This is a genomic window from Streptomyces sp. LX-29 (assembly GCF_029541745.1).
Classification (GTDB): Bacteria; Actinomycetota; Actinomycetes; order Streptomycetales; family Streptomycetaceae; genus Streptomyces.
Window position 1 is genome coordinate 6,160,612 of sequence record NZ_CP089746.1, and the last position, 18,273, is coordinate 6,178,884.

General features: G+C 71.8%; 15 protein-coding genes. 9 read left to right on the plus strand and 6 right to left on the minus strand.

Translation table 11 applies throughout. The features are described from left to right. Window positions 1–352: 352 nt before the first annotated feature. The 4 genes from rpsA (at window position 353) to LRS74_RS25975 (ending at window position 4,953) form a co-directional block, all read left to right on the plus strand. Window positions 353–1,852 (plus strand): 30S ribosomal protein S1, encoded by a 1,500-nt coding sequence (rpsA, locus tag LRS74_RS25960; protein WP_277743264.1) that lies wholly within the window; start codon window positions 353–355, stop codon window positions 1,850–1,852. Window positions 1,853–2,353: 501 nt separating this feature from the next. Further along, entirely contained in the window at window positions 2,354–3,298 is a 945-nt protein-coding gene (locus LRS74_RS25965) for a PAC2 family protein (protein ID WP_277743265.1), read from the plus strand. 378 nt (window positions 3,299–3,676) lie between these two features. After that, window positions 3,677–4,297: a dephospho-CoA kinase gene (gene coaE, locus LRS74_RS25970; protein ID WP_277743266.1), complete on the plus strand. Its 621-nt coding sequence runs from the start codon at window positions 3,677–3,679 to the stop codon at window positions 4,295–4,297. A 287-nt stretch (window positions 4,298–4,584) separates the two neighbouring features. Continuing rightward, complete coding sequence (locus LRS74_RS25975; protein ID WP_144384630.1) at window positions 4,585–4,953, plus strand: tetratricopeptide repeat protein; 369 nt, start codon at window positions 4,585–4,587, stop codon at window positions 4,951–4,953. A gap of 182 nt (window positions 4,954–5,135) precedes the next feature. Here the strand turns inward: LRS74_RS25975 and LRS74_RS25980 are convergent, their stop codons facing one another. The 4 genes from LRS74_RS25980 to LRS74_RS25995 all read right to left on the minus strand — a co-directional run bounded on the left by LRS74_RS25980 (window position 5,136) and on the right by LRS74_RS25995 (window position 8,904). After that, window positions 5,136–5,450, minus strand: a complete 315-nt coding sequence (locus LRS74_RS25980; protein ID WP_277743267.1) for a DUF6343 family protein — start codon at window positions 5,448–5,450, stop codon at window positions 5,136–5,138. 58 nt (window positions 5,451–5,508) lie between these two features. Next, window positions 5,509–6,942, minus strand: coding sequence for a WGR domain-containing protein (locus LRS74_RS25985; protein ID WP_277743268.1), 1,434 nt, complete (start codon window positions 6,940–6,942; stop codon window positions 5,509–5,511). Between the two features lie 105 nt (window positions 6,943–7,047). Continuing rightward, on the minus strand, window positions 7,048–8,277 hold the full coding sequence (locus LRS74_RS25990; RefSeq protein ID WP_277743269.1) for an FUSC family protein: 1,230 nt from the start codon (window positions 8,275–8,277) through the stop codon (window positions 7,048–7,050). Window positions 8,278–8,358: 81 nt separating this feature from the next. Further along, on the minus strand, window positions 8,359–8,904 hold the full coding sequence (locus tag LRS74_RS25995; RefSeq protein WP_277743270.1) for a DUF1697 domain-containing protein: 546 nt from the start codon (window positions 8,902–8,904) through the stop codon (window positions 8,359–8,361). Between the two features lie 32 nt (window positions 8,905–8,936). Between LRS74_RS25995 and LRS74_RS26000 the strand changes: the two genes are divergently transcribed. Next, the gene (locus LRS74_RS26000; RefSeq protein WP_277743271.1) at window positions 8,937–9,575 is read left to right on the plus strand and encodes a uridine kinase; all 639 of its coding nucleotides are present in this window, start codon (window positions 8,937–8,939) and stop codon (window positions 9,573–9,575) included. Between the two features lie 76 nt (window positions 9,576–9,651). Here the strand turns inward: LRS74_RS26000 and LRS74_RS26005 are convergent, their stop codons facing one another. Beyond that, window positions 9,652–10,317: a methylated-DNA--[protein]-cysteine S-methyltransferase gene (locus LRS74_RS26005; RefSeq protein WP_277743272.1), complete on the minus strand. Its 666-nt coding sequence runs from the start codon at window positions 10,315–10,317 to the stop codon at window positions 9,652–9,654. A gap of 71 nt (window positions 10,318–10,388) precedes the next feature. Beyond that, entirely contained in the window at window positions 10,389–11,309 is a 921-nt protein-coding gene (locus LRS74_RS26010; RefSeq protein ID WP_277743273.1) for a glycerophosphodiester phosphodiesterase family protein, read from the minus strand. Between the two features lie 355 nt (window positions 11,310–11,664). On the opposite strand from LRS74_RS26010, the gene uvrB reads away from it, so the two are divergent. The 4 genes from uvrB to LRS74_RS26030 all read left to right on the plus strand — a co-directional run bounded on the left by uvrB (window position 11,665) and on the right by LRS74_RS26030 (window position 18,212). Further along, window positions 11,665–13,815 (plus strand): excinuclease ABC subunit UvrB, encoded by a 2,151-nt coding sequence (uvrB, locus tag LRS74_RS26015; RefSeq protein ID WP_277743274.1) that lies wholly within the window; start codon window positions 11,665–11,667, stop codon window positions 13,813–13,815. 418 nt (window positions 13,816–14,233) lie between these two features. Next, window positions 14,234–14,812 (plus strand): TerD family protein, encoded by a 579-nt coding sequence (locus LRS74_RS26020; RefSeq protein WP_277743275.1) that lies wholly within the window; start codon window positions 14,234–14,236, stop codon window positions 14,810–14,812. Between the two features lie 208 nt (window positions 14,813–15,020). Beyond that, window positions 15,021–16,952, plus strand: coding sequence for a TerD family protein (locus LRS74_RS26025; RefSeq protein ID WP_277743276.1), 1,932 nt, complete (start codon window positions 15,021–15,023; stop codon window positions 16,950–16,952). 210 nt (window positions 16,953–17,162) lie between these two features. After that, the gene (locus LRS74_RS26030; RefSeq protein WP_277743277.1) at window positions 17,163–18,212 is read left to right on the plus strand and encodes a TerC family protein; all 1,050 of its coding nucleotides are present in this window, start codon (window positions 17,163–17,165) and stop codon (window positions 18,210–18,212) included. Window positions 18,213–18,273: the final 61 nt, after the last annotated feature.

Genomic DNA, 18,273 nt, shown 5'->3' on the forward strand with positions numbered 1-18,273 from the left:
CTCTCTGTATCGACCTGTGGCTGTGGGGCGGGATGTGGCGGTCCGCGCGGCGGTGCCGACCCCGGTATTTCGCCGGAGTATGGGGCGGTTGGCCCCACGTGCGCTCTTCGCGCATTGACCATGTCCGGCTGCCCCCGTATGCTACAAGTTGCGCTGCGGGCCTGCGCGCCTCAGACGTAGTAGGCCGCGCTCGCATCTGTTGTATGTCCCCTCGGTTGCCGAGGCGCTTTTCGATAGATCCTCGGAAAAATCGGAAGGCCGCCTCCAAAGCTGTCCGGCTTCGGCAGTGCGATACGGGCTCCCGGCGTAGCAGTACCTACGACTCAATGTCCGTACCGGAGCCCTTTCCCACATGACGAGCAGCACCGAGGCAACCCGCACCACCCCGCAGGTGGCGGTCAACGACATCGGTTCCGAGGAAGCCTTCCTCGCCGCGATCGACGAGACGATCAAGTACTTCAACGACGGCGACATCGTCGACGGCGTCATCGTGAAGGTCGACCGGGACGAGGTCCTGCTCGACATTGGTTACAAGACCGAAGGCGTCATCCCTTCCCGCGAGCTTTCGATCAAGCACGACGTCGACCCGAATGAGGTCGTGGCCGTCGGTGACGAGATCGAGGCCCTGGTTCTCCAGAAGGAGGACAAGGAAGGCCGTCTGATCCTCTCCAAGAAGCGCGCCCAGTACGAGCGGGCCTGGGGAACCATCGAGAAGATCAAGGACGAGGACGGCATCGTCACCGGTACCGTCATCGAGGTCGTCAAGGGTGGTCTCATCCTCGACATCGGCCTCCGCGGCTTCCTCCCGGCCTCCCTGGTCGAGATGCGTCGCGTCCGCGACCTTCAGCCCTACGTGGGCAAGGAGCTCGAGGCGAAGATCATCGAGCTCGACAAGAACCGCAACAACGTGGTCCTGTCCCGCCGCGCCTGGCTGGAGCAGACCCAGAGCGAGGTCCGCCAGACCTTCCTCACCACCCTCCAGAAGGGTCAGGTGCGCTCCGGCGTCGTCTCCTCCATCGTCAACTTCGGTGCCTTCGTGGACCTGGGTGGCGTCGACGGTCTGGTCCACGTCTCCGAGCTGTCCTGGAAGCACATCGACCACCCGTCCGAGGTTGTCGAGGTCGGCCAGGAGGTCACGGTCGAGGTCCTCGACGTCGACATGGACCGCGAGCGCGTCTCCCTGTCGCTCAAGGCGACCCAGGAAGACCCGTGGCAGCAGTTCGCCCGGACCCACCAGATCGGTCAGGTCGTCCCGGGTAAGGTCACCAAGCTGGTGCCGTTCGGTGCGTTCGTCCGCGTGGACGAGGGCATCGAGGGCCTGGTCCACATCTCCGAGCTGGCCGAGCGCCACGTGGAGATCCCGGAGCAGGTCGTCCAGGTCAACGACGAGATCTTCGTCAAGGTCATCGACATCGACCTCGAGCGTCGTCGCATCAGCCTCTCGCTGAAGCAGGCCAACGAGTCCTTCGGTGCCGACCCGGCCGCGGTCGAGTTCGACCCGACCCTGTACGGCATGGCCGCGTCCTACGACGACCAGGGCAACTACATCTACCCCGAGGGCTTCGACCCGGACACCAACGACTGGCTGCCCGGCTTCGAGAAGCAGCGCGAGGAGTGGGAGCGCCAGTACGCCGAGGCGCAGCAGCGCTTCGAGCAGCACCAGGCGCAGGTCATCAAGTCCCGCGAGGCGGACGAGCAGGCGGCCGCCGAGGCCGGCCAGGCTGCCCCGCAGGCCGGTGGCCAGGGTGGCGGCGGCTCGTACTCCTCGGAGTCGGCCGACAGCTCCGGCGCCCTGGCGTCGGACGAGGCGCTCGCCGCGCTCCGCGAGAAGCTGGCCGGCGGCCAGAGCTGATCGCCCACCGCTGCCCGTCGCCCGCTGGGCGATAGCGACAGCTGAAACGAAGGCCCGCCCCCTCACCGGGGGGCGGGCCTTCGCCATGCGTACGGACGAACGCCCATCGTCCGACGCCGGCACGTCGGAGCCCGCGCCGCCGTGCGACGTGCCCCCGCGCCGCGCCCGTACGGGACGGGCGTGCGACACGGTCATACGGCATGCGTGCGCCACGCCGCACGCCTCGCCGCATGAGGCGCCCGGGTGGTGGCCCGTCGGCTCCGCCGCCGCGCGCCCGGCTCCCCTCCTCGGTCGGGCGTTCGACCCGCGGGTGGCGGGCCGTCGGATCCAGCCCTCGGGCTCCGGGGCGTGTGGTGGCAACTCCCCCTGGCCGCACCACCGGTGGGCGATCCGCGGCTTCGGCGGAAACGGGCAAAGAAAGTACCGCTGGGGGAGCGGGCCGGGAATGCCGGTGCGACGCCACGGCGTTCCCCGAAGGGAACACGACGAGGAGGCGTCACGGTGTTGGATCCGCAGGACTTGTACGCATGGGACCCCAGCGGGCTGGCGACGGTCGATGCCATAGCCTCCCGGGACTCGGTAGGGCTGGTGCTGCTCTACCACTTCGAGGGGTACATCGACGCGGGCGAGACCGGCGAACAGATCGTCACCCGGCTGTTGAGCGGACTGCCGCACCAGACCGTGGCCCGCTTCGACCACGACCGGCTGGTCGACTACCGCGCCCGCCGCCCCCTGCTCACCTTCGAGCGCGACCACTGGACCGCGTACGCCACGCCGGCGATCGAGCTCCATCTGGTGCGCGATGCCACCGGTGCCCCGTTCCTGCTGCTCACCGGGCCGGAGCCGGATGTGGAGTGGGAGCGTTTCGCGGCGGCCGTGCGGCAGATCGTCGAGCGGATCGGCGTGCGCCTCTCGGTGAACTTCCACGGCATTCCCATGGGCGTGCCGCACACCCGCCCCGTCGGCGTCACCCCGCACGGCAACCGCGTCGACCTCATGCCCGGCCATCGGGGCGTCTTCACCGAGGCCCAGGTGCCCGGCAGCGCGGAGGCGCTGATCGAGTTCCGGCTCGTGGAGGCCGGCCATGACGTCCTGGGCGTCGCCGCCCACGTCCCGCACTACGTCTCCCGCTCGCCCTACCCGGACGCCGCGCTCACGGCGCTCGAGGCGGTCACCGCGGCCACCGGGCTGGTGCTGCCCGGCGTGGCGCACGCGCTGCGCACCGAGGCGCTCAAGACGCAGGAGGAGATCGAGCGGCAGGTGTCGGAGGGGGACGAGGAGCTCGTCGCCCTGGTGCGCGGCCTTGAGCACCAGTACGACGCGATGGCCGGCGCCGAGAGCCGGGGCAGCCTGGTGGCCGAACCGGTCGAGCTGCCGTCGGCGGATGAGCTGGGCGCCCAGTTCGAGCGCTTCCTGGCGGAGCGCGAGGGCGAGGGCGGCGCCTGAGGGCCCGCCGGCGTGCCTGCCCGAGGGCATGTCGTCGCGTGTCGGGCGGGGGCCTGGTGGGCGGCCGGAGCGGCGTCGGGTCTGCCCCGCCGGCGTGGGTGGACGGCGTGAGCCTGGTGCGCGAGGGGCGCGGCGGCCCGGTCTGCTCCGGCCGCCGACCTCGGGTCAGCCCGTAGCGTGAGCGAGAAGAGCGCGGAACGGGTTCCGCCGACTCCTGAGCGTGCGTCCGGGAGAGCTCCCGCGGTCGGCGAGGGGCGGGGACGGGCGAGGACGGGCGGCGAGAGTCGACGAGGTCGACGATCGGTGCCCCCAGCCCCTCGGGTAGCGTGTGAGGCCCCGCAGGGGCGGGGGTGGAGCGAGCGGACGGGAGGGGCGGCCATGCTCTCCGTGGGCCTGACGGGTGGAATCGGCGCCGGCAAGAGCGAGGTGTCACGGCTGCTGTCCTCCTATGGCGCGGTGCTGATCGACGCCGATCGCCTGGCGCGCGAGGTGGTCGAGCCGGGCACGCCCGGCCTGGCGGCCGTGGTCGACGCCTTCGGGCCGGAGGTGCTCACCGCCGAGGGCGGCCTGGACCGCCCCAAGCTCGGCGCCATCGTCTTCAGCGACCCGAAGCGGCTCGCGGTCCTCAACGGGATCGTCCATCCGCTGGTCCGCGAGCGCACCGCCGCCCTGGAGGCGTCGGCCGGCCCGGACGCCATCGTGGTCAACGACGTCCCCCTGCTCACCGAGAACGGTCTGGCCCCGCTTTACGACCTGGTCGTCGTGGTCGACGCCGCCCCCCGGACCCAGCTCGACCGGCTCATACGGCTGCGCGGGATGTCCGAGGACGAGGCGCGCTCCCGAATGGCGGCCCAGGCGACGCGCGAGCAGCGGCTGGCCATCGCCGACCTGGTCATCGACAACGACGGACCGCTGGAGGCGCTGGAGCCTCGGGTGCGGCAGGTCTGGGCGGAGCTGGTGGAGCGCGAGCGCAGGGCGGACCGACCCGGCGGCGAGTGACCCGCCGGGCGAGAGGACCGCCCGCGCTCCATCCCACCCCGGGACGGTCCCGCCTGGGGACGGCCTGTCTCGGATCCGCTGTCTCAGGCGGTCCCGTCTCGGACGACCCGTCTCGGAGCAGCCTGTCTCACGGGCTCCCGCCTCGAGACGGGCCGGATCGACGGGGGAATGCGGCCGAAGGCGTCGTCGTTGTGTGGTGCGTACCGATCGGCTGTGCGCCGACCGGGGCGCGGGATGCCCACGGACGGCGCAGCAGGGGCTTCCGCCCCTTGGGGAAGGAAACGGTTGTGCCCGAGCCCACGCCCGAGAACCACGTCATCGACTACCGCGCAGCGGAGCAGCTGCTGGCCGCCCGTGACCCGCGCGGCGCCGTGAAGCTGCTCGACTCGGTCATCACCGCCCATCCCGAGAACACCGCGGCGCGGCTGCTGCGCGCCCGTGCCTTCTTCGGCTCCGCCCAGCTGCGCGCCGCCGAGCTGGAGTTCCAGCTCGTCCTGGAGCGTGAGCCGGACAACGCGTTCGCCCACTTCGCCCTCGGGCGCACCCTGGAGCGGGCCAACCGTCCCGCCGAGGCGACCCGACACTTCCGGCTCGCGGCCGCCCTGGACCCCCGTCCCGACTTCGTGCGGGCCGCCCGCTTCGGTGACACCGGCTGAGCGGCGGACGCGCCCCGGGTTGAGCGGCCGACGTGCCCGCCTGGTGAGGCAGGTCGGCGGACGGTCAGGGCCGCTTGATGGGCGGGGTCCGCCGGACGGTCAGGACCACTTGATGGGCGGGTCCGCCCGACGGGCGGCTCCGGCTGACGGGGCGGGCAGCCCGGATGGCGGGAGCGGGCCTGCTAGGGGAGGTGGCGCGGCTGACGGGGCTGCTCGGGGCGCTGCGGCGGGCCCGGACGGTCGCTGACCGGGTGGTACGGCGGTATGTTCCGGCCGGGCTGGTAGTGCGGTCCCTGACGGATGTGCCGGATGACGAGGATCAGATCCGTGAGGGTGATCACCACCAGGACGGCGCAGGCCGCCGCCCATCCTGGTCGTCCCACCACGGAGAAGGCCACCGTGCCGCCCAGGGACCAGAGCAGGCCCCAGACGGCGAGCGCACACCGCATCCGCAGCGCGCTGCGCGCGTGGACGGGTTCGTCGCCGGTACGCAACATGGCAATCCATCTCCACTACCGAATGTACGCCGGCGGCCCCGCCCCGCGGCCGTGGCGGCTACACCAGCCGGCGGATCTCGCCGCGGACGCGGTAGAACCCGGACGCGGAGTGCAGGGCGTCCACCACATAGCGGGCTCCGACCTCGCGCATCCGGCGGGGGAACTGGACGTTCCACTCCGGTTCGTAGCCGCCGCTGACGACCCGCATCCGCAGCCGACTGCCCTCCTGCACACATTCGACGATCACGCCGCCGGCCGGCGCGGCGGAGGAGACCACCGTCCGCACCGCCGCCGACGGAGTGTAGGTGGGCAGCCCCGCGGAGGACTTCACGTCCCGCGCGGTGGGGAGCGTGCCGCCCTGCGCGGCCGCGATGGCGGCGTCGCTGGCGTCGATGCAGGCCAGCGAGCCGTCGGTGGTGACGATGTACAGCTTCTCGTCGTGGTACTGCATGGACAGCGCCGAGCCGCCCCCGGTCCCCAGCTTCCACAGCCGGGTGCCGTCCTGCGCGAAGCAGTACACCGAGGAGGCGGAGTCGCCCGCGAAGACGTACTGGCCGCCCGGGGCCGTGGCGCAGGAGTACACGACGGTGTCGCACCGGTACACGGCCTCGATACGGCCGGTCTCCTTGTCCAGGCGCTGGACCACCCGGCGGTCGGTGCCCGCGTACACCGCGTCGTCCTCCTGCCAGCCGAAGAGCACCGCGCCGGTGGTGGCGGTGTGCCACCGCTCGCCGCTGCCGTCGGGGTGGTAGGCCGTGACGCCGCGCTGGTGGCCGTGGTAGACGGCGCGGTCGTCGCGGCGGACCATCCAGGCGTGGCCACCGGCGCTCTTGCGTGACCACTGGAACTCGTCCTCGTGGTCGATGACCGTCAGTCCGCCGTTGCGGTCGGCGACGTTCAGGACGCCCTCATGGATGTCGAGCCAGAAGATGTCGACGCTGGCCGCGATCTCGTAGGCGGCGAAGGGCAGTTTGGAGGACAGGTCGTAGACCGTGCCGTCGTCACACCCCGCGTAGATCCAGAAGTCGTCGGCGACCAGGCACTTCACCCCGTCCGGCAGCTGGTAGCGGGCCAGCACCTCGCCGTCGTGTCCCAGGGTGTAGACGTCTCCGGCCTGGTTGCCGACCCAGCAGCGGTCCTGGTCGATGTGGATGCCGAACGCGGCCGCACCGGTACGGAACCGCCACAGCACCGGCGCGACCGAGCGCGCCGTCGAGGGGGCCGAGGTCACCTGGCGCCGCGTCACCGGCCGCGCGGCGCGCTGGCCCCGCACCGCCGGCGCGTACCCCTTGCGTACCTTCTCGCCGATCTTCTTCGCGGCCGCGGCCTGCGCCTTCTGCGCCGTGGGGAAGGTGGAGGTCTGGAGCTGTCCGGCCGCGCCGATGCGGCCGTAGCGCACCGACACGACGGTGCCGTCCACCGTGACCTCATAGAACTTGTGTGCTCCACCGCCCTCTTGAGACAGCTCCAGATACGTCGTCGACCGAGACACGGCAGACCCCTCCCACGGACAGGAAACGGTGGGCGACTCCGTGGTCGTCCACTGCTACGAACCGTACGGGCGACCACTGACAACGCCCGGCCGGCCGCTCCCGCCTCACCCTCGGCGCAGCCGGGACAAGGACTTTCGGACCCGGTCCCGGGCCTTGGCCCACCGTGGGAACCGCTCCCTCCGCTCCTGCGCGTACCGGTCCAACTCCTCCATCAGCCGCCGCGACCGGTGGTCCATGTCGAGCTCGTCCAGGATCCGGTCGACCTCGGCCAACAGCGCTCCGTGGAGCTGCCACTGACGGGGGTGCTGTTGGATGCGGAACAGCAGCAATTCGGCGACGTCGTCGCGGCTGGCGTTGGCTTTGGCGAGCTCAGCCGCGAGGCGCGCCTCGGCCTCCTCGGCGTTGGCACTGACCTGGGTGGTGACCAGGGCGGCGAAGCTCTGGACGGCCTGGGAGAGATGGCCGAAGAGGGCTTGGAGCCCCGCGGCCACCTCGGGTGGGAAGAGCGGCTCGTCGGTGCGGTGTTTGGCCAGGTCGGTGAGGGTGCGGGCGAGTACGCGCAGGACGACGGTGCAGATTTCCAGGGTGTCCAGGCCGGTGCGGAGCACGATGCGGTGCAGCAGCCCCTCACGGACCCGCGGGTTGAGGCGGAGGCTGTCCTCCGCCTGCCGGAGCGAGGCGTCGACCTGGGAGATGTCCTGGTCGAGGCGGCGTGCCTCGTGGAGCCGGGCGGCGGCGCGGGCGACGGGGATGTGCTCGGTGAGCTCGTCGCTGATGTGCAGCAGCAGGGTCCGCAGCCGACGGGCGAGGTCCTCGATGGACTCGCCGGCGGTGCGCACATAGACCGGGGGTGCCAGCAGGAAGTTGAAGAGCAGCCCCACCACCGCTCCGATCAGTGTCTCCACCACCCGGTCCCAGGCGGTGTCGGAGACCTGGGTGACGCCCAGGACCAGCATGGCGCTGATCGCCACCTCGGGGACGAACTCGTCGACGCGCACCAGATGCCCCGCGGCGAGCGAGGCGAGGATGATCAGCGCCAGGCTCCACCAGGTCAGGCCGACCATGACGCTGAAGGCGATCGCGATGAGCACCCCGGCGACCACCGAGTTCACCCTGCGGATGCCGGTGGTGAGGGTGGCGTAGAGGGTGACCTGGACGACGAGCAGCGCGGTGAGCGGGGCGGTCAGCGGGACCGGCTCGCGGCTGAGCTGGAGCGCCACCACGTAGGAGATGGTCGCGGCCGCGGTGGAGCGCAGCGCCTGGGCCACGACGGGGGTGGTGCCGCGGCGCACCAGCTCGGCCACGGGCTCGGTCACCTCACGTACTTCACGCACGCACTGGCTCTTCCCGCATACGTGCCGTGGCGACACCTGGCGGGCCGTCGACACGCCTCGCGGAGGTCGGCCGAACGGCCGTCACACGGCGTCCGCCAACGCCAGCAGTCGGGTGACCGTGTTCCAGTTGCGGGCGGTGACCGTGACGCCCAGCCGCATCCCGAGGATCTTCTCGGCCAGTTTGGAGCGGCCCAGCCCGTTCGGGCAGTGCAGATAGAGCTCCCGGCCGATGAGCCGGAACTCGTCCGGGGCGTAGGCGGCCCGGTCCAGGGCGTCCAGCGGCGCGGTGTCGGCGGGGACGTCCGACAGGAAGACCACGTGCAGGGTCTTGGGCTCGGCCGCGGCCGCCGGGTAGGGGTTGGCGGTGACGACGGCCGCCAGCTCGTCGCGGGTGCGCACCATGACGGGCACGGGGAAGCCCATGTCCGCGGCGATGCGGTCCTCGATCGCGCGGGCGGTCCGCTCGGGCGGCGTGCCCGGGTCGGCGAAGACGACGTTGCCCGACTGGAGGTAGACGGTGACGTCCCGGTATCCGAGCGCCTGCATCAGCTCGCGCTGTCGTGCCATGGGGAACTTCTTGTTGCCGCCGACGTTGATGCCGCGCAACAGTGCGATCTGGCGTGTCATTCTTCGTACCGTAGCCCAGGCATCATGGGGGAGTGCGGCTCGAAGCGATCTCCTGGGAACGGCTGACCCGGCTCGTCACCGACCACCTCATGGGCTTGGAGGCCGCCGACGGTGGGCCCTGGTTGCGGGTGGCCGTCGACGGACCGCCGGCGGCGGACACCGGGGAGCTGGCGGGGCGGCTGGCCGAGGCGTTGCGGCTGCGGGGGCGGCCGGGGCTGGTGGTCGCGGCGAGCGGCTTCTGGCGGCCCGCGTCGCTGCGCTTCGAGCACGGGCGGCGGGACGTCGAGGCGTACTACGACGGGTGGCTGGACACCGGTGCGCTGTGGCGGGAGGTCTTCACGCCCCTCGAGCCGGGCGGCACCGGTCGAGTGCTGCCCGACCTGTGGGATCCCGAGGCCGACCGCGCCACCCGCAGCCCCTACGCCGAACTACCGCCCGGAGGGGTGTTGTTGCTGCACGGCGCGCTGCTGCTCGGGCACTGGTTCCCGTTCGACCTCTCCGTCCATCTGCGGCTGTCCCCGGCGGCCCTCGCGCGGCGCACCGGCGAGGACGAGCGGTGGACGCTGCCGGCCTTCGCCCGCTACGAGGAGGAGATACGGCCGGGCGAGGCCGCCGACGTGGTCGTGCGGGCCGACGATCCGCGCCACCCGGCCTGGAGCGGGCTCGGCTAGACCCGGAGCGGGGCTCGGCCCGTCCTCTCCAGGGTCGTGGCGGCACCGGGCCGGCGGCCGCGCGGGGCGCGGCGGGCTAGAACAGCGGTTGCGGCAGCACGCCCTCCAGCGCCAGCAGGAGGCGCTTGGTCTCCAGACCCCCGCCGAAGCCGCCGATGCCGCCGTCGCTCTCCACGACGCGGTGGCAGGGCACGACGACCGGCAGCGGGTTGCCGCCCATGGCCATGCCGACGGCCCGCGCGGCGCCGGGCTCGGCGATCCGGTCGGCCAGGTCCTGGTAGCCGACCACCGTCCCGTAGGGGACGTGGGCGGCCAGCGCACGCAGCACGCGGCGGTTGAAGCCGGTGGTCAGGGACCAGTCGAGGGGGACGGTGAACGTCCGCGCCTTCCCCGAGAAGTAGGCCGTGAGCTGGCGTATCGCCTCGGCGAGGTGGGCGGAGGCGGCGCCGGCGGAGGGATCGCCCACGGCCCGGTCGCCCGCGGAGGCGTCGTCCTTCGGGGCGCGGTCGCCCTTCGCCTCGGGGACGCCCTGCGCCTCGGGGACGCCCTCCCGACCGGGGGCGACCGGAGGCGATCCGAGCCGCCGGGTGAGGCGCTCCACCGACGCGGCGGCGGTCCGCTCGTCGGCGTGGAAGACCACGCTGACCAGGCCCTGCTCGGTCGCTCCGAGAAGCAGCGGGCCGATCGGGGTGTCCAGGACCGCCCAGGTCCAGACGCGGGAGTCGCTCGCGGATTCCGTCACGCCCTTCAGCGTAGGCGGGGGCACCGACAACGCCCCCGCCCACGCGCGTGCCTCCCGGGCGTGACGGTCCGCTACGCGGCGTCCAGGGCGTCCCTGATGACGTCCGGCTTGTTGGTGATGACCCCGTCCACGCCGGCCCACGCGAGCTTGACCGCGGTCGGGCCGTCGTCCACGGTCCAGGTGAAGACCTGGAGCGGCCGGCCGTGGGCGCCCCGCACCGCGTGGATCGCGGCGACGTACTCCGGGGTGACCGCCTTGTGGTTCGGGTTGATCTGGTCGGCGAAGGCCGCGTAGGTCGGGAGGTCGGCGACGGCCGGGGCGCCCAGGAAGCCGGTCCGCACCTCCGGCCGCAGCTCGTGGACCGTCCGGACCGACCCGGCGCTGAACGACTGGATGATCAACCGGCGCTTGATGTGGGAACGGTCCAGCCAGCCCTCGCGGCGCAGCAGCCGGAGGGTCTGCCGCTCGACGCCGGGGTACAGCTCGGGGGCCTTGAGCTCCATCAGCAGGCTCTGCCCGTTGTCCTCCACCGTCTCCATGTAGTCCTCCAGCGTGGGCACCGGCTCGCCCGCGAACTCCGGGCCGAACCAGCTGCCCGCGTCCAACTGTTCGATCTCCTCGGCGGTGAATTCGGAGACCTTCCAGGGCGCCCGGCCGGGGAAGACCTGCTCCACGTCGGTGGTCCGGCTGAGCGTGGTGTCGTGCATGATGATCAGCTCGCCGTCCTTGGTGCGCTGCACGTCGTTCTCCACCCATCTGATCCCCCGCTCGGCCGCCTCGTCCACGGCGGCCAGGGTGTTCTCGGGGGCGTAGGCGGAGGCGCCGCGGTGCGCCACGGCGACCGGGGCGTGCGTACGCGCGGTGGCCGCCCGTGCGGTCAGCGTGTCGGACGCCGAGGCGGCGGCGGGCCGCGCCAGCGCGGTGGCGGGGAGGAAGAGCGTGGACATACCCAGGAGGGCGCCGGCGAGGGCGGCGGCGGGGCGGACGCGCATACGGACTCCTCACGTCGTCGGTGGGCCGGACCCGCAGAGGGTGCCAGGAGTGGCGGACCGCGGGACAGGTGGCGGATGGTCGGATCGTGGCCGGGAATGTGCGGTACGACCTGCCGCACCGCGCTGAGCAGGCACGGCGGCCCCGGGGCGGCGGGGGCGGCGGACCCGGGAAACCCCGGAAAGGGCGAACGGGTGAACGCGCCGCCGACCGGCCGCCGGCGGCGGGGGACCGGAGGGCACCCGTATGCGACCGACTCCCGTCCGGTGCCGAGCCGGTCGACTCGACGTCGTGTCCCGGCCGCGGCCGCGGGGCGGGCGGTGGGCCGTTGTCAGTGCCGGGTCGTACGGTGGTTCCATGCGGCCCGTATCCCAGATCGAACGCAAGGTGGCGCCCTTCGAGGTCGTCAGCCCCTTCCAGCCCAGCGGTGACCAGCCGACCGCCATCGCCGACCTGGAGCGGCGCATCCGCGCCGGCGAGAAGGACGTGGTCCTGCTCGGGGCGACCGGCACCGGAAAGTCCGCGACCACCGCGTGGATGATCGAGAAGCTGCAGCGGCCGACGCTCGTCATGGCACCCAACAAGACCCTCGCCGCCCAGCTCGCCAACGAGTTCCGCGAGCTCATGCCGAACAACGCGGTGGAGTACTTCGTCTCGTACTACGACTACTACCAGCCCGAGGCGTACGTCCCGCAGTCCGACACCTACATCGAGAAGGACTCCTCCATCAACGAGGAGGTCGAGCGGCTGCGCCACTCGGCGACGAACTCCCTGCTCACCCGGCGCGATGTGGTCGTGGTGGCCTCCGTGTCCTGCATCTACGGCCTGGGCACGCCCCAGGAGTACGTCGACCGGATGGTGCCGCTCAAGGTCGGCGACGAGATCGACCGGGACCAGCTGCTGCGCCGGTTCGTCGACATCCAGTACACGCGCAACGACGTGGCGTTCACCCGCGGCACCTTCCGGGTGCGCGGCGACACCATCGAGATCTTCCCGGTCTACGAGGAGCTCGCGGTCCGGATCGAGATGTTCGGCGACGAGATCGAGGCGCTGTCCACGCTGCACCCGTTGACCGGCGAGGTCATCTCCGACGACGAGGAGCTGTACGTCTTCCCGGCCAGCCACTACGTCGCCGGGCCCGAGCGCATGGAGCGGGCCATCACCGGGATCGAGCGCGAGCTGGAGACGACGCTGGCCCGGATGGAGAAGCAGGGCAAGCTCCTCGAGGCCCAGCGGCTGCGGATGCGGACCACCTACGACATCGAGATGATGCGTCAGATCGGCACCTGCTCCGGCATCGAGAACTACTCGCTGCACATCGACGGCCGCGAGTCCGGCACCCCGCCGCACACCCTGCTCGACTACTTCCCGGACGACTTCCTGCTGGTCATCGACGAGTCCCATGTCACCGTGCCGCAGATCGGCGCGATGTACGAGGGCGACGCGTCGCGCAAGCGCACCCTGATCGAGCACGGCTTCCGGCTGCCCTCGGCGCTCGACAACCGCCCTCTGAAGTGGGAGGAGTTCCTGGAGCGCGTCGGGCAGACGGTCTACCTCTCGGCGACCCCGGGGCCCTACGAACTGTCGCGCGGCGACGGCTTCGTGGAGCAGATCATCCGGCCGACCGGCCTGGTCGACCCGGAGGTCGTGGTCAAGCCCACCCAGGGCCAGATCGACGACCTCGTCCACGAGATCCGTGCCCGCACCGAGAAGGACGAGCGCGTCCTGGTGACCACCCTCACCAAGAAGATGGCCGAGGACCTCACCGACTACTTCCTGGAGCTGGGCATCCAGGTGCGCTATCTGCACAGCGACGTCGACACGCTGCGCCGGGTGGAGCTGCTGCGAGAGCTGCGCGCCGGCGAGTTCGACGTGCTCGTCGGCATCAACCTGCTGCGTGAGGGCCTGGACCTGCCCGAGGTCTCCCTGGTGGCGATCCTGGACGCGGACAAGGAGGGGTTCCTGCGTTCGGGCACCTCGCTGATCCAGACGATCGGCCGTGCGGCGCGCAACGTGTCCGGTCAGGTCCATATGTACGCCGACAAGGTCACGGCGGCGATGGCGAAGGCCATCGACGAGACCAACCGCCGCCGCGCCAAGCAGATCGCCTACAACAAGGCGAACGGCATCGACCCACAGCCGCTGCGCAAGAAGATCGGCGACATCGTCGCGACCATCGCGCGCGAGGAGATCGACACCAGGGAGTTGCTGGGCTCGGGGTACCGCAAGGCCGACCAGGCGGCGGGCGGCAAGGGGAAGGCGCAGCCGAAGGCCCCGGTGCCGGCGCTGGCCGCCCACAAGAAGGGCGGCAAGGGCGGCAAGGGCGGCGCCGAGGTGGTGCCGACCGATCGTCCGGCCGCCGAACTGGCCGAACTGATCGAGGAGATGACCGCGCGGATGCGGGCGGCCGCCGCGGAGCTCCAGTTCGAGGTCGCGGCGCGGCTGCGTGACGAGGTGGCGGAGCTGAAGAAGGAGCTGCGGCAGATGCAGGAGGCCGGGCTCTCCTGACCGTCGTGTCCGGGGGTGACCGTGTCCAGGGGGGACCGAGTCCGGGGGCCGACGGCGGTGTGCGGGGCGGGACACGGGCCCTGGAGGCGGATCGACGGCAGGCGGGTCGGGGGCGCGGTGCCGGCCGGGGGATGAGGGGGAGACGCGTGGAGCCGCGGCCGTGGGAGCCGACGCCCCGGGGAGCGCGGCGTCCCCCACGGCGGGGGTCGAGCTCCGCGTACGGCGGGGAGTGTTCGGGGTCTTTCCGGCGCGAGCCCTCGGGCCTGCGTCGAGCCCCGCGTACGGCGGGGAGTGTTTCAAGAACGACACAAACCCCGGCCGGGCGGTCCTGCCAGGCTCCGGGAGTGCTTAGGGTTCTGACAGGGCCGCACAAGACAGGCGGCCACGGGGAAACGAGAAACGAGAGTAGGGGCAGCACGTGACGGTCAACATGTCCAAGGGACAGTCCATCAGCCTGCAGAAGGCCGACGGTGGCACCCTGACCGCGGTGCGTATGGGACTGGGGTGGCAGGCCGCCGCCCGCCGGGGGCTGTTCGGGTCCCGCACTCGGGAGATCGACCTCGACGCGTCGGCCGTGCTGTTCGCCAGCGGGCAGCCGACGGACGTGGTCTTCTTCCGCCACCTGGTCAGTGACGACGGCTCGGTGCGGCACACCGGTGACAACCTGGTCGGCGGCGTCGGCCAGGGCGGCGACGACGAGGCGATCCTCGTCGACCTCCAGCGCGTTCCGGTCCACATCGACCAGATCGTCTTCACGGTGAACTCCTTCACCGGTCAGTCCTTCACCGAGGTGCAGAACGCCTTCTGCCGCCTCGTCGACGAGACCAACGGCCAGGAGCTGGCGCGCTACACCCTCACCGGCGGCGGGCAGTACACCGCGCAGATCATGGCGAAGGTGCAGCGGGTCGGCGGCGGCTGGCAGATGAAGGCTCTGGGCGAGCCGGCCAACGGCCGCACCTTCCAGGACCTGATGCCGCACATCGTGCCCCACCTGTAAGCCGCGACGGGCCACGTCGACGGCCCGTGAGCGACCGTGGTGACCGGCCCGGCGGCGAACGATCGTCGCCGGGCCGGTGGGCACTCACGACAGAGATCCTCGCGGTCGCACCCGCGGTCCCACGACCCACCGTGCGAACGCGAGCAGGACGAACCACACGTACGACGCGTACGAGCGCGCGTACGAGACGCAGCAAGGGAGCGCAGCGATGACGGCCGAGCTGGTCCGGGGGCAGAACCACCCACTGCCTCAGACCCGTTTGGAGATCCGGGTCTCGGCGGGCAAACCGATCGTGGCCGGGGCGACGCTCGCCGATGAGCAGGGCCGCATACTCGGCGCCGAATGGATCGCCCATCCGGCCGCGCCCCAACTGCCCGGGATCGAGGTGTCCAAGCAGGCCGCCGCCGACCACCGGCTCGCCGTCGACCTCGACGCGCTGCCCGAGAACAGCCACCGGGTCATCGTGCTGCTCGCCCTGCCGACCGGCGTGGGCGGCCCGGTGACCTTCGGCGCCTTCGCGGCCCCCTCCGTCGCCGTCACCGGGCTGGACGGCACCGAGATCGCGAGCTTCACCGTCACCGGCCTGGACGCGGAGTCCGCTGTCGTGGCCCTGGAGCTCTACCGCAGGCAGGGCGCCTGGAAGGTGCGCGCCGTCGGGCAGGGGTACGCGGGCGGCCTGGCCGCCATGCTCCAGGACCAGGGGCTGGCGGACGCCGCGCAGCTCGCCGCGCGGATCAACGACGCGGTCGCTCAGGGCATGGCCCGCTCCGTCGCCCAGCCCCCGCCGCGCTCCGGACCCGAGGGCCGGGTCCGTACGGCCACGGCGGGCGGCAGCACCTCATCCGACCCGGCCCCGGGCGCCGACACCGGCGGGCAGCCGTCCAACGGCGGGCCGGTCCCGCCGCCGTCGTCGGGCGGGCCGGTCGACTACCGGCATCCCGGCCGTCGCACCGCGGCCCCGCCGGCTCCGGCGCCGACCGCACCGCCCGCCCAGCCGGGGCAGCCCGCGCCGCCGGTGGCCGGCGACGCCACCGGCTGGACCATGGACGAGCGGCTCTACAACCAGGTGTGGGGCATGTTCGAGGACCTGGCCCGGACCACCGCCGCCTACCGCAGCGCCGTCGACTTCGCCGACTCCCGCATGGAGCAGGAGCTGGACCGGGTGCTCTCCGACCCGCGGACCCGCGTCGGCCCGGCGGCCGACGCCGCCCGCGCGGAGGCCCGCGACAAGCACACCTCCCTGGTCGAACAGGCCCGCGCGGTCCTGGACCGGGACCTGGCGCAGCTCGCCGCCGAGGCCGAGGTCGTGGAGCCGGCCCTGCCGCCCGCGTACGCCCGGTGGGACAGCCCGGTCTGGCACGGCTACGAGGTGCCGATGGAGATCCCGATGGCGCTGCGCCTGGGCGATCTGCATCTGCCGGAGCGCACGGACCTGCGCATCCCCATGCTGGTCCGGCTGCCGCTGGAGCGCGGGCTGTGGATCGACAGCGGCCGCGGCGGCTCGCCCGAGGCGGCGCTGGTGGACTCCGGCGAGCTGCGCCGGATGGCGCTGGACACCGCGGTGGCGCTGGCCGCGCGGTTGTTGGCCGTGTACCCGGTGGACGAGTTCTCGCTGCATGTGATCGACCCGGCCGGCTCGGACGCCGCGGCGCTCCAGCCGCTGTCGGACTCCGGCGCGCTGCGCCAGCCGCCGGCGGCCGGAGCCCAGGGGGTGACCGCGACGCTGGCCGCCCTGACCCAGCGGGTCGACCTGGTGCAGATGGCCATCCGCAGCGGCGCCACCGACGCCCTGCCGCCCGACCTGGACCTGGCCCAGCAGCTGCTGATCGTCAACGACTTCCCGCACGGCTTCGACGACCGTGCCGTCACCCAGCTGCGCTACCTCGCCGACGAGGGGCCGTCGGTGGGGGTGCACCTGATGATGGTGGCCGACCGGGAGGACGCCCGGGCCTACGGGCCGGTGCTGGACCCGCTGTGGCGCGCGCTGCTGCGGATCACTCCGGTCCCGGACGACCACCTGGCCGACCCCTGGGTCGGGCACGCCTGGACATATGAGCCCGCGCTGGTCCCCGCCGGCAGCGAGGTGCTGCGGCGGGTGTTGGCGCAAGTGGCCCAAGCGCGGCAAGCATACGGGCGGTGACCTGCGCTTTTACACTTTCCTTTACTCTTCCTTGGGCTTTCCTGTACTCTCCTTTGCAACGGAGGGGAGTACTCCTACCGCGGCGTACCCGTCACCACGGATCACAGTGATCCCGGGGCGCCGGCCCGTGCCGTCATCGGCGTCACGGGCGGAAGAGACCTCCGGCAGCGAACGACACGCTGAAACTGCCGTACGAATGCCGGAGGACCCGTGGACGTCTCCATGACCCTGTGGGCGCTGACCATCCTTGGTCTGTGCGCCCTGATCGCCGTCGACTTCTTCATAGGCGGCCGCAAGCCGCACGAGGTCTCCATCAAGGAGGCCGGGATCTGGACCGCCGTCTGGATCGCCCTGGCCGGGCTCTTCGGGCTCGGCCTCTTCCTCTTCGCGGGCGGCCAGCCCTCGGGTGAGTTCTTCGCCGGCTTCATCACCGAGAAGTCGCTGAGCGTCGACAACCTCTTCGTCTTCGTGCTCATCATGGCGAAGTTCGCGGTGCCCTCCATCTACCAGCAGCGGGTTCTGATGGTGGGTGTGCTCATCGCCCTAGTGCTGCGCGCCGTGTTCATCGCCGGCGGTGCCGCGATCGTCTCGACCTTCTCCTGGGTCTTCTACATCTTCGGCGCGTTCCTCGTCTGGACCGCCTGGAAGCTCATCCAGGAGGCGCGGGCCGACGAGGAGGAAGAGGACTTCGAGGAGAACCGCTTCCTGAAGATGGTCGAGCGGCGCTTCCCGTCCACCGACAAGTACCACGACACCAAGCTGTTCATCGTCGAGAACGGCAAGCGCCTGATGACGCCGATGCTGATCGTCATGCTGGCGATCGGCACCACCGACGTCCTCTTCGCGCTGGACTCGATCCCCGCCATCTTCGGTCTCACCCAGGACCCGTACATCGTCTTCACGGCCAACGCCTTCGCGCTGATGGGTCTGCGACAGCTGTACTTCCTGATCGGCGGGCTGCTGAAGAAGCTGGTGCACCTCTCCTACGGGCTGTCGGTGATCCTCGGCTTCATCGGCGTGAAGCTGGTGCTGCACGCGCTGCACGAGTCCGGGGTGCACGTCCCGGAGATCAGCATCCCGGTCTCCCTGGGCGTCATCTGCGCCGTCCTCGTCGTCACCACCATCACCAGCCTGTACGCCTCGAAGAAGCAGGCCGCCCAGGAGGCCCTGGAGGGCGCGGGTGCCGCGGCCGCCGGCCCGGTGGGTGTGGAGTCGGGCGAGGGCCCCGGCGCCAAGGAGAAGGACAGCGTCGACGTCTGACGCCGGTCACCGCGGGACCGCCCGACCGGCGGTCCCGCGGACCGGCCCGGACGCCGGTGTG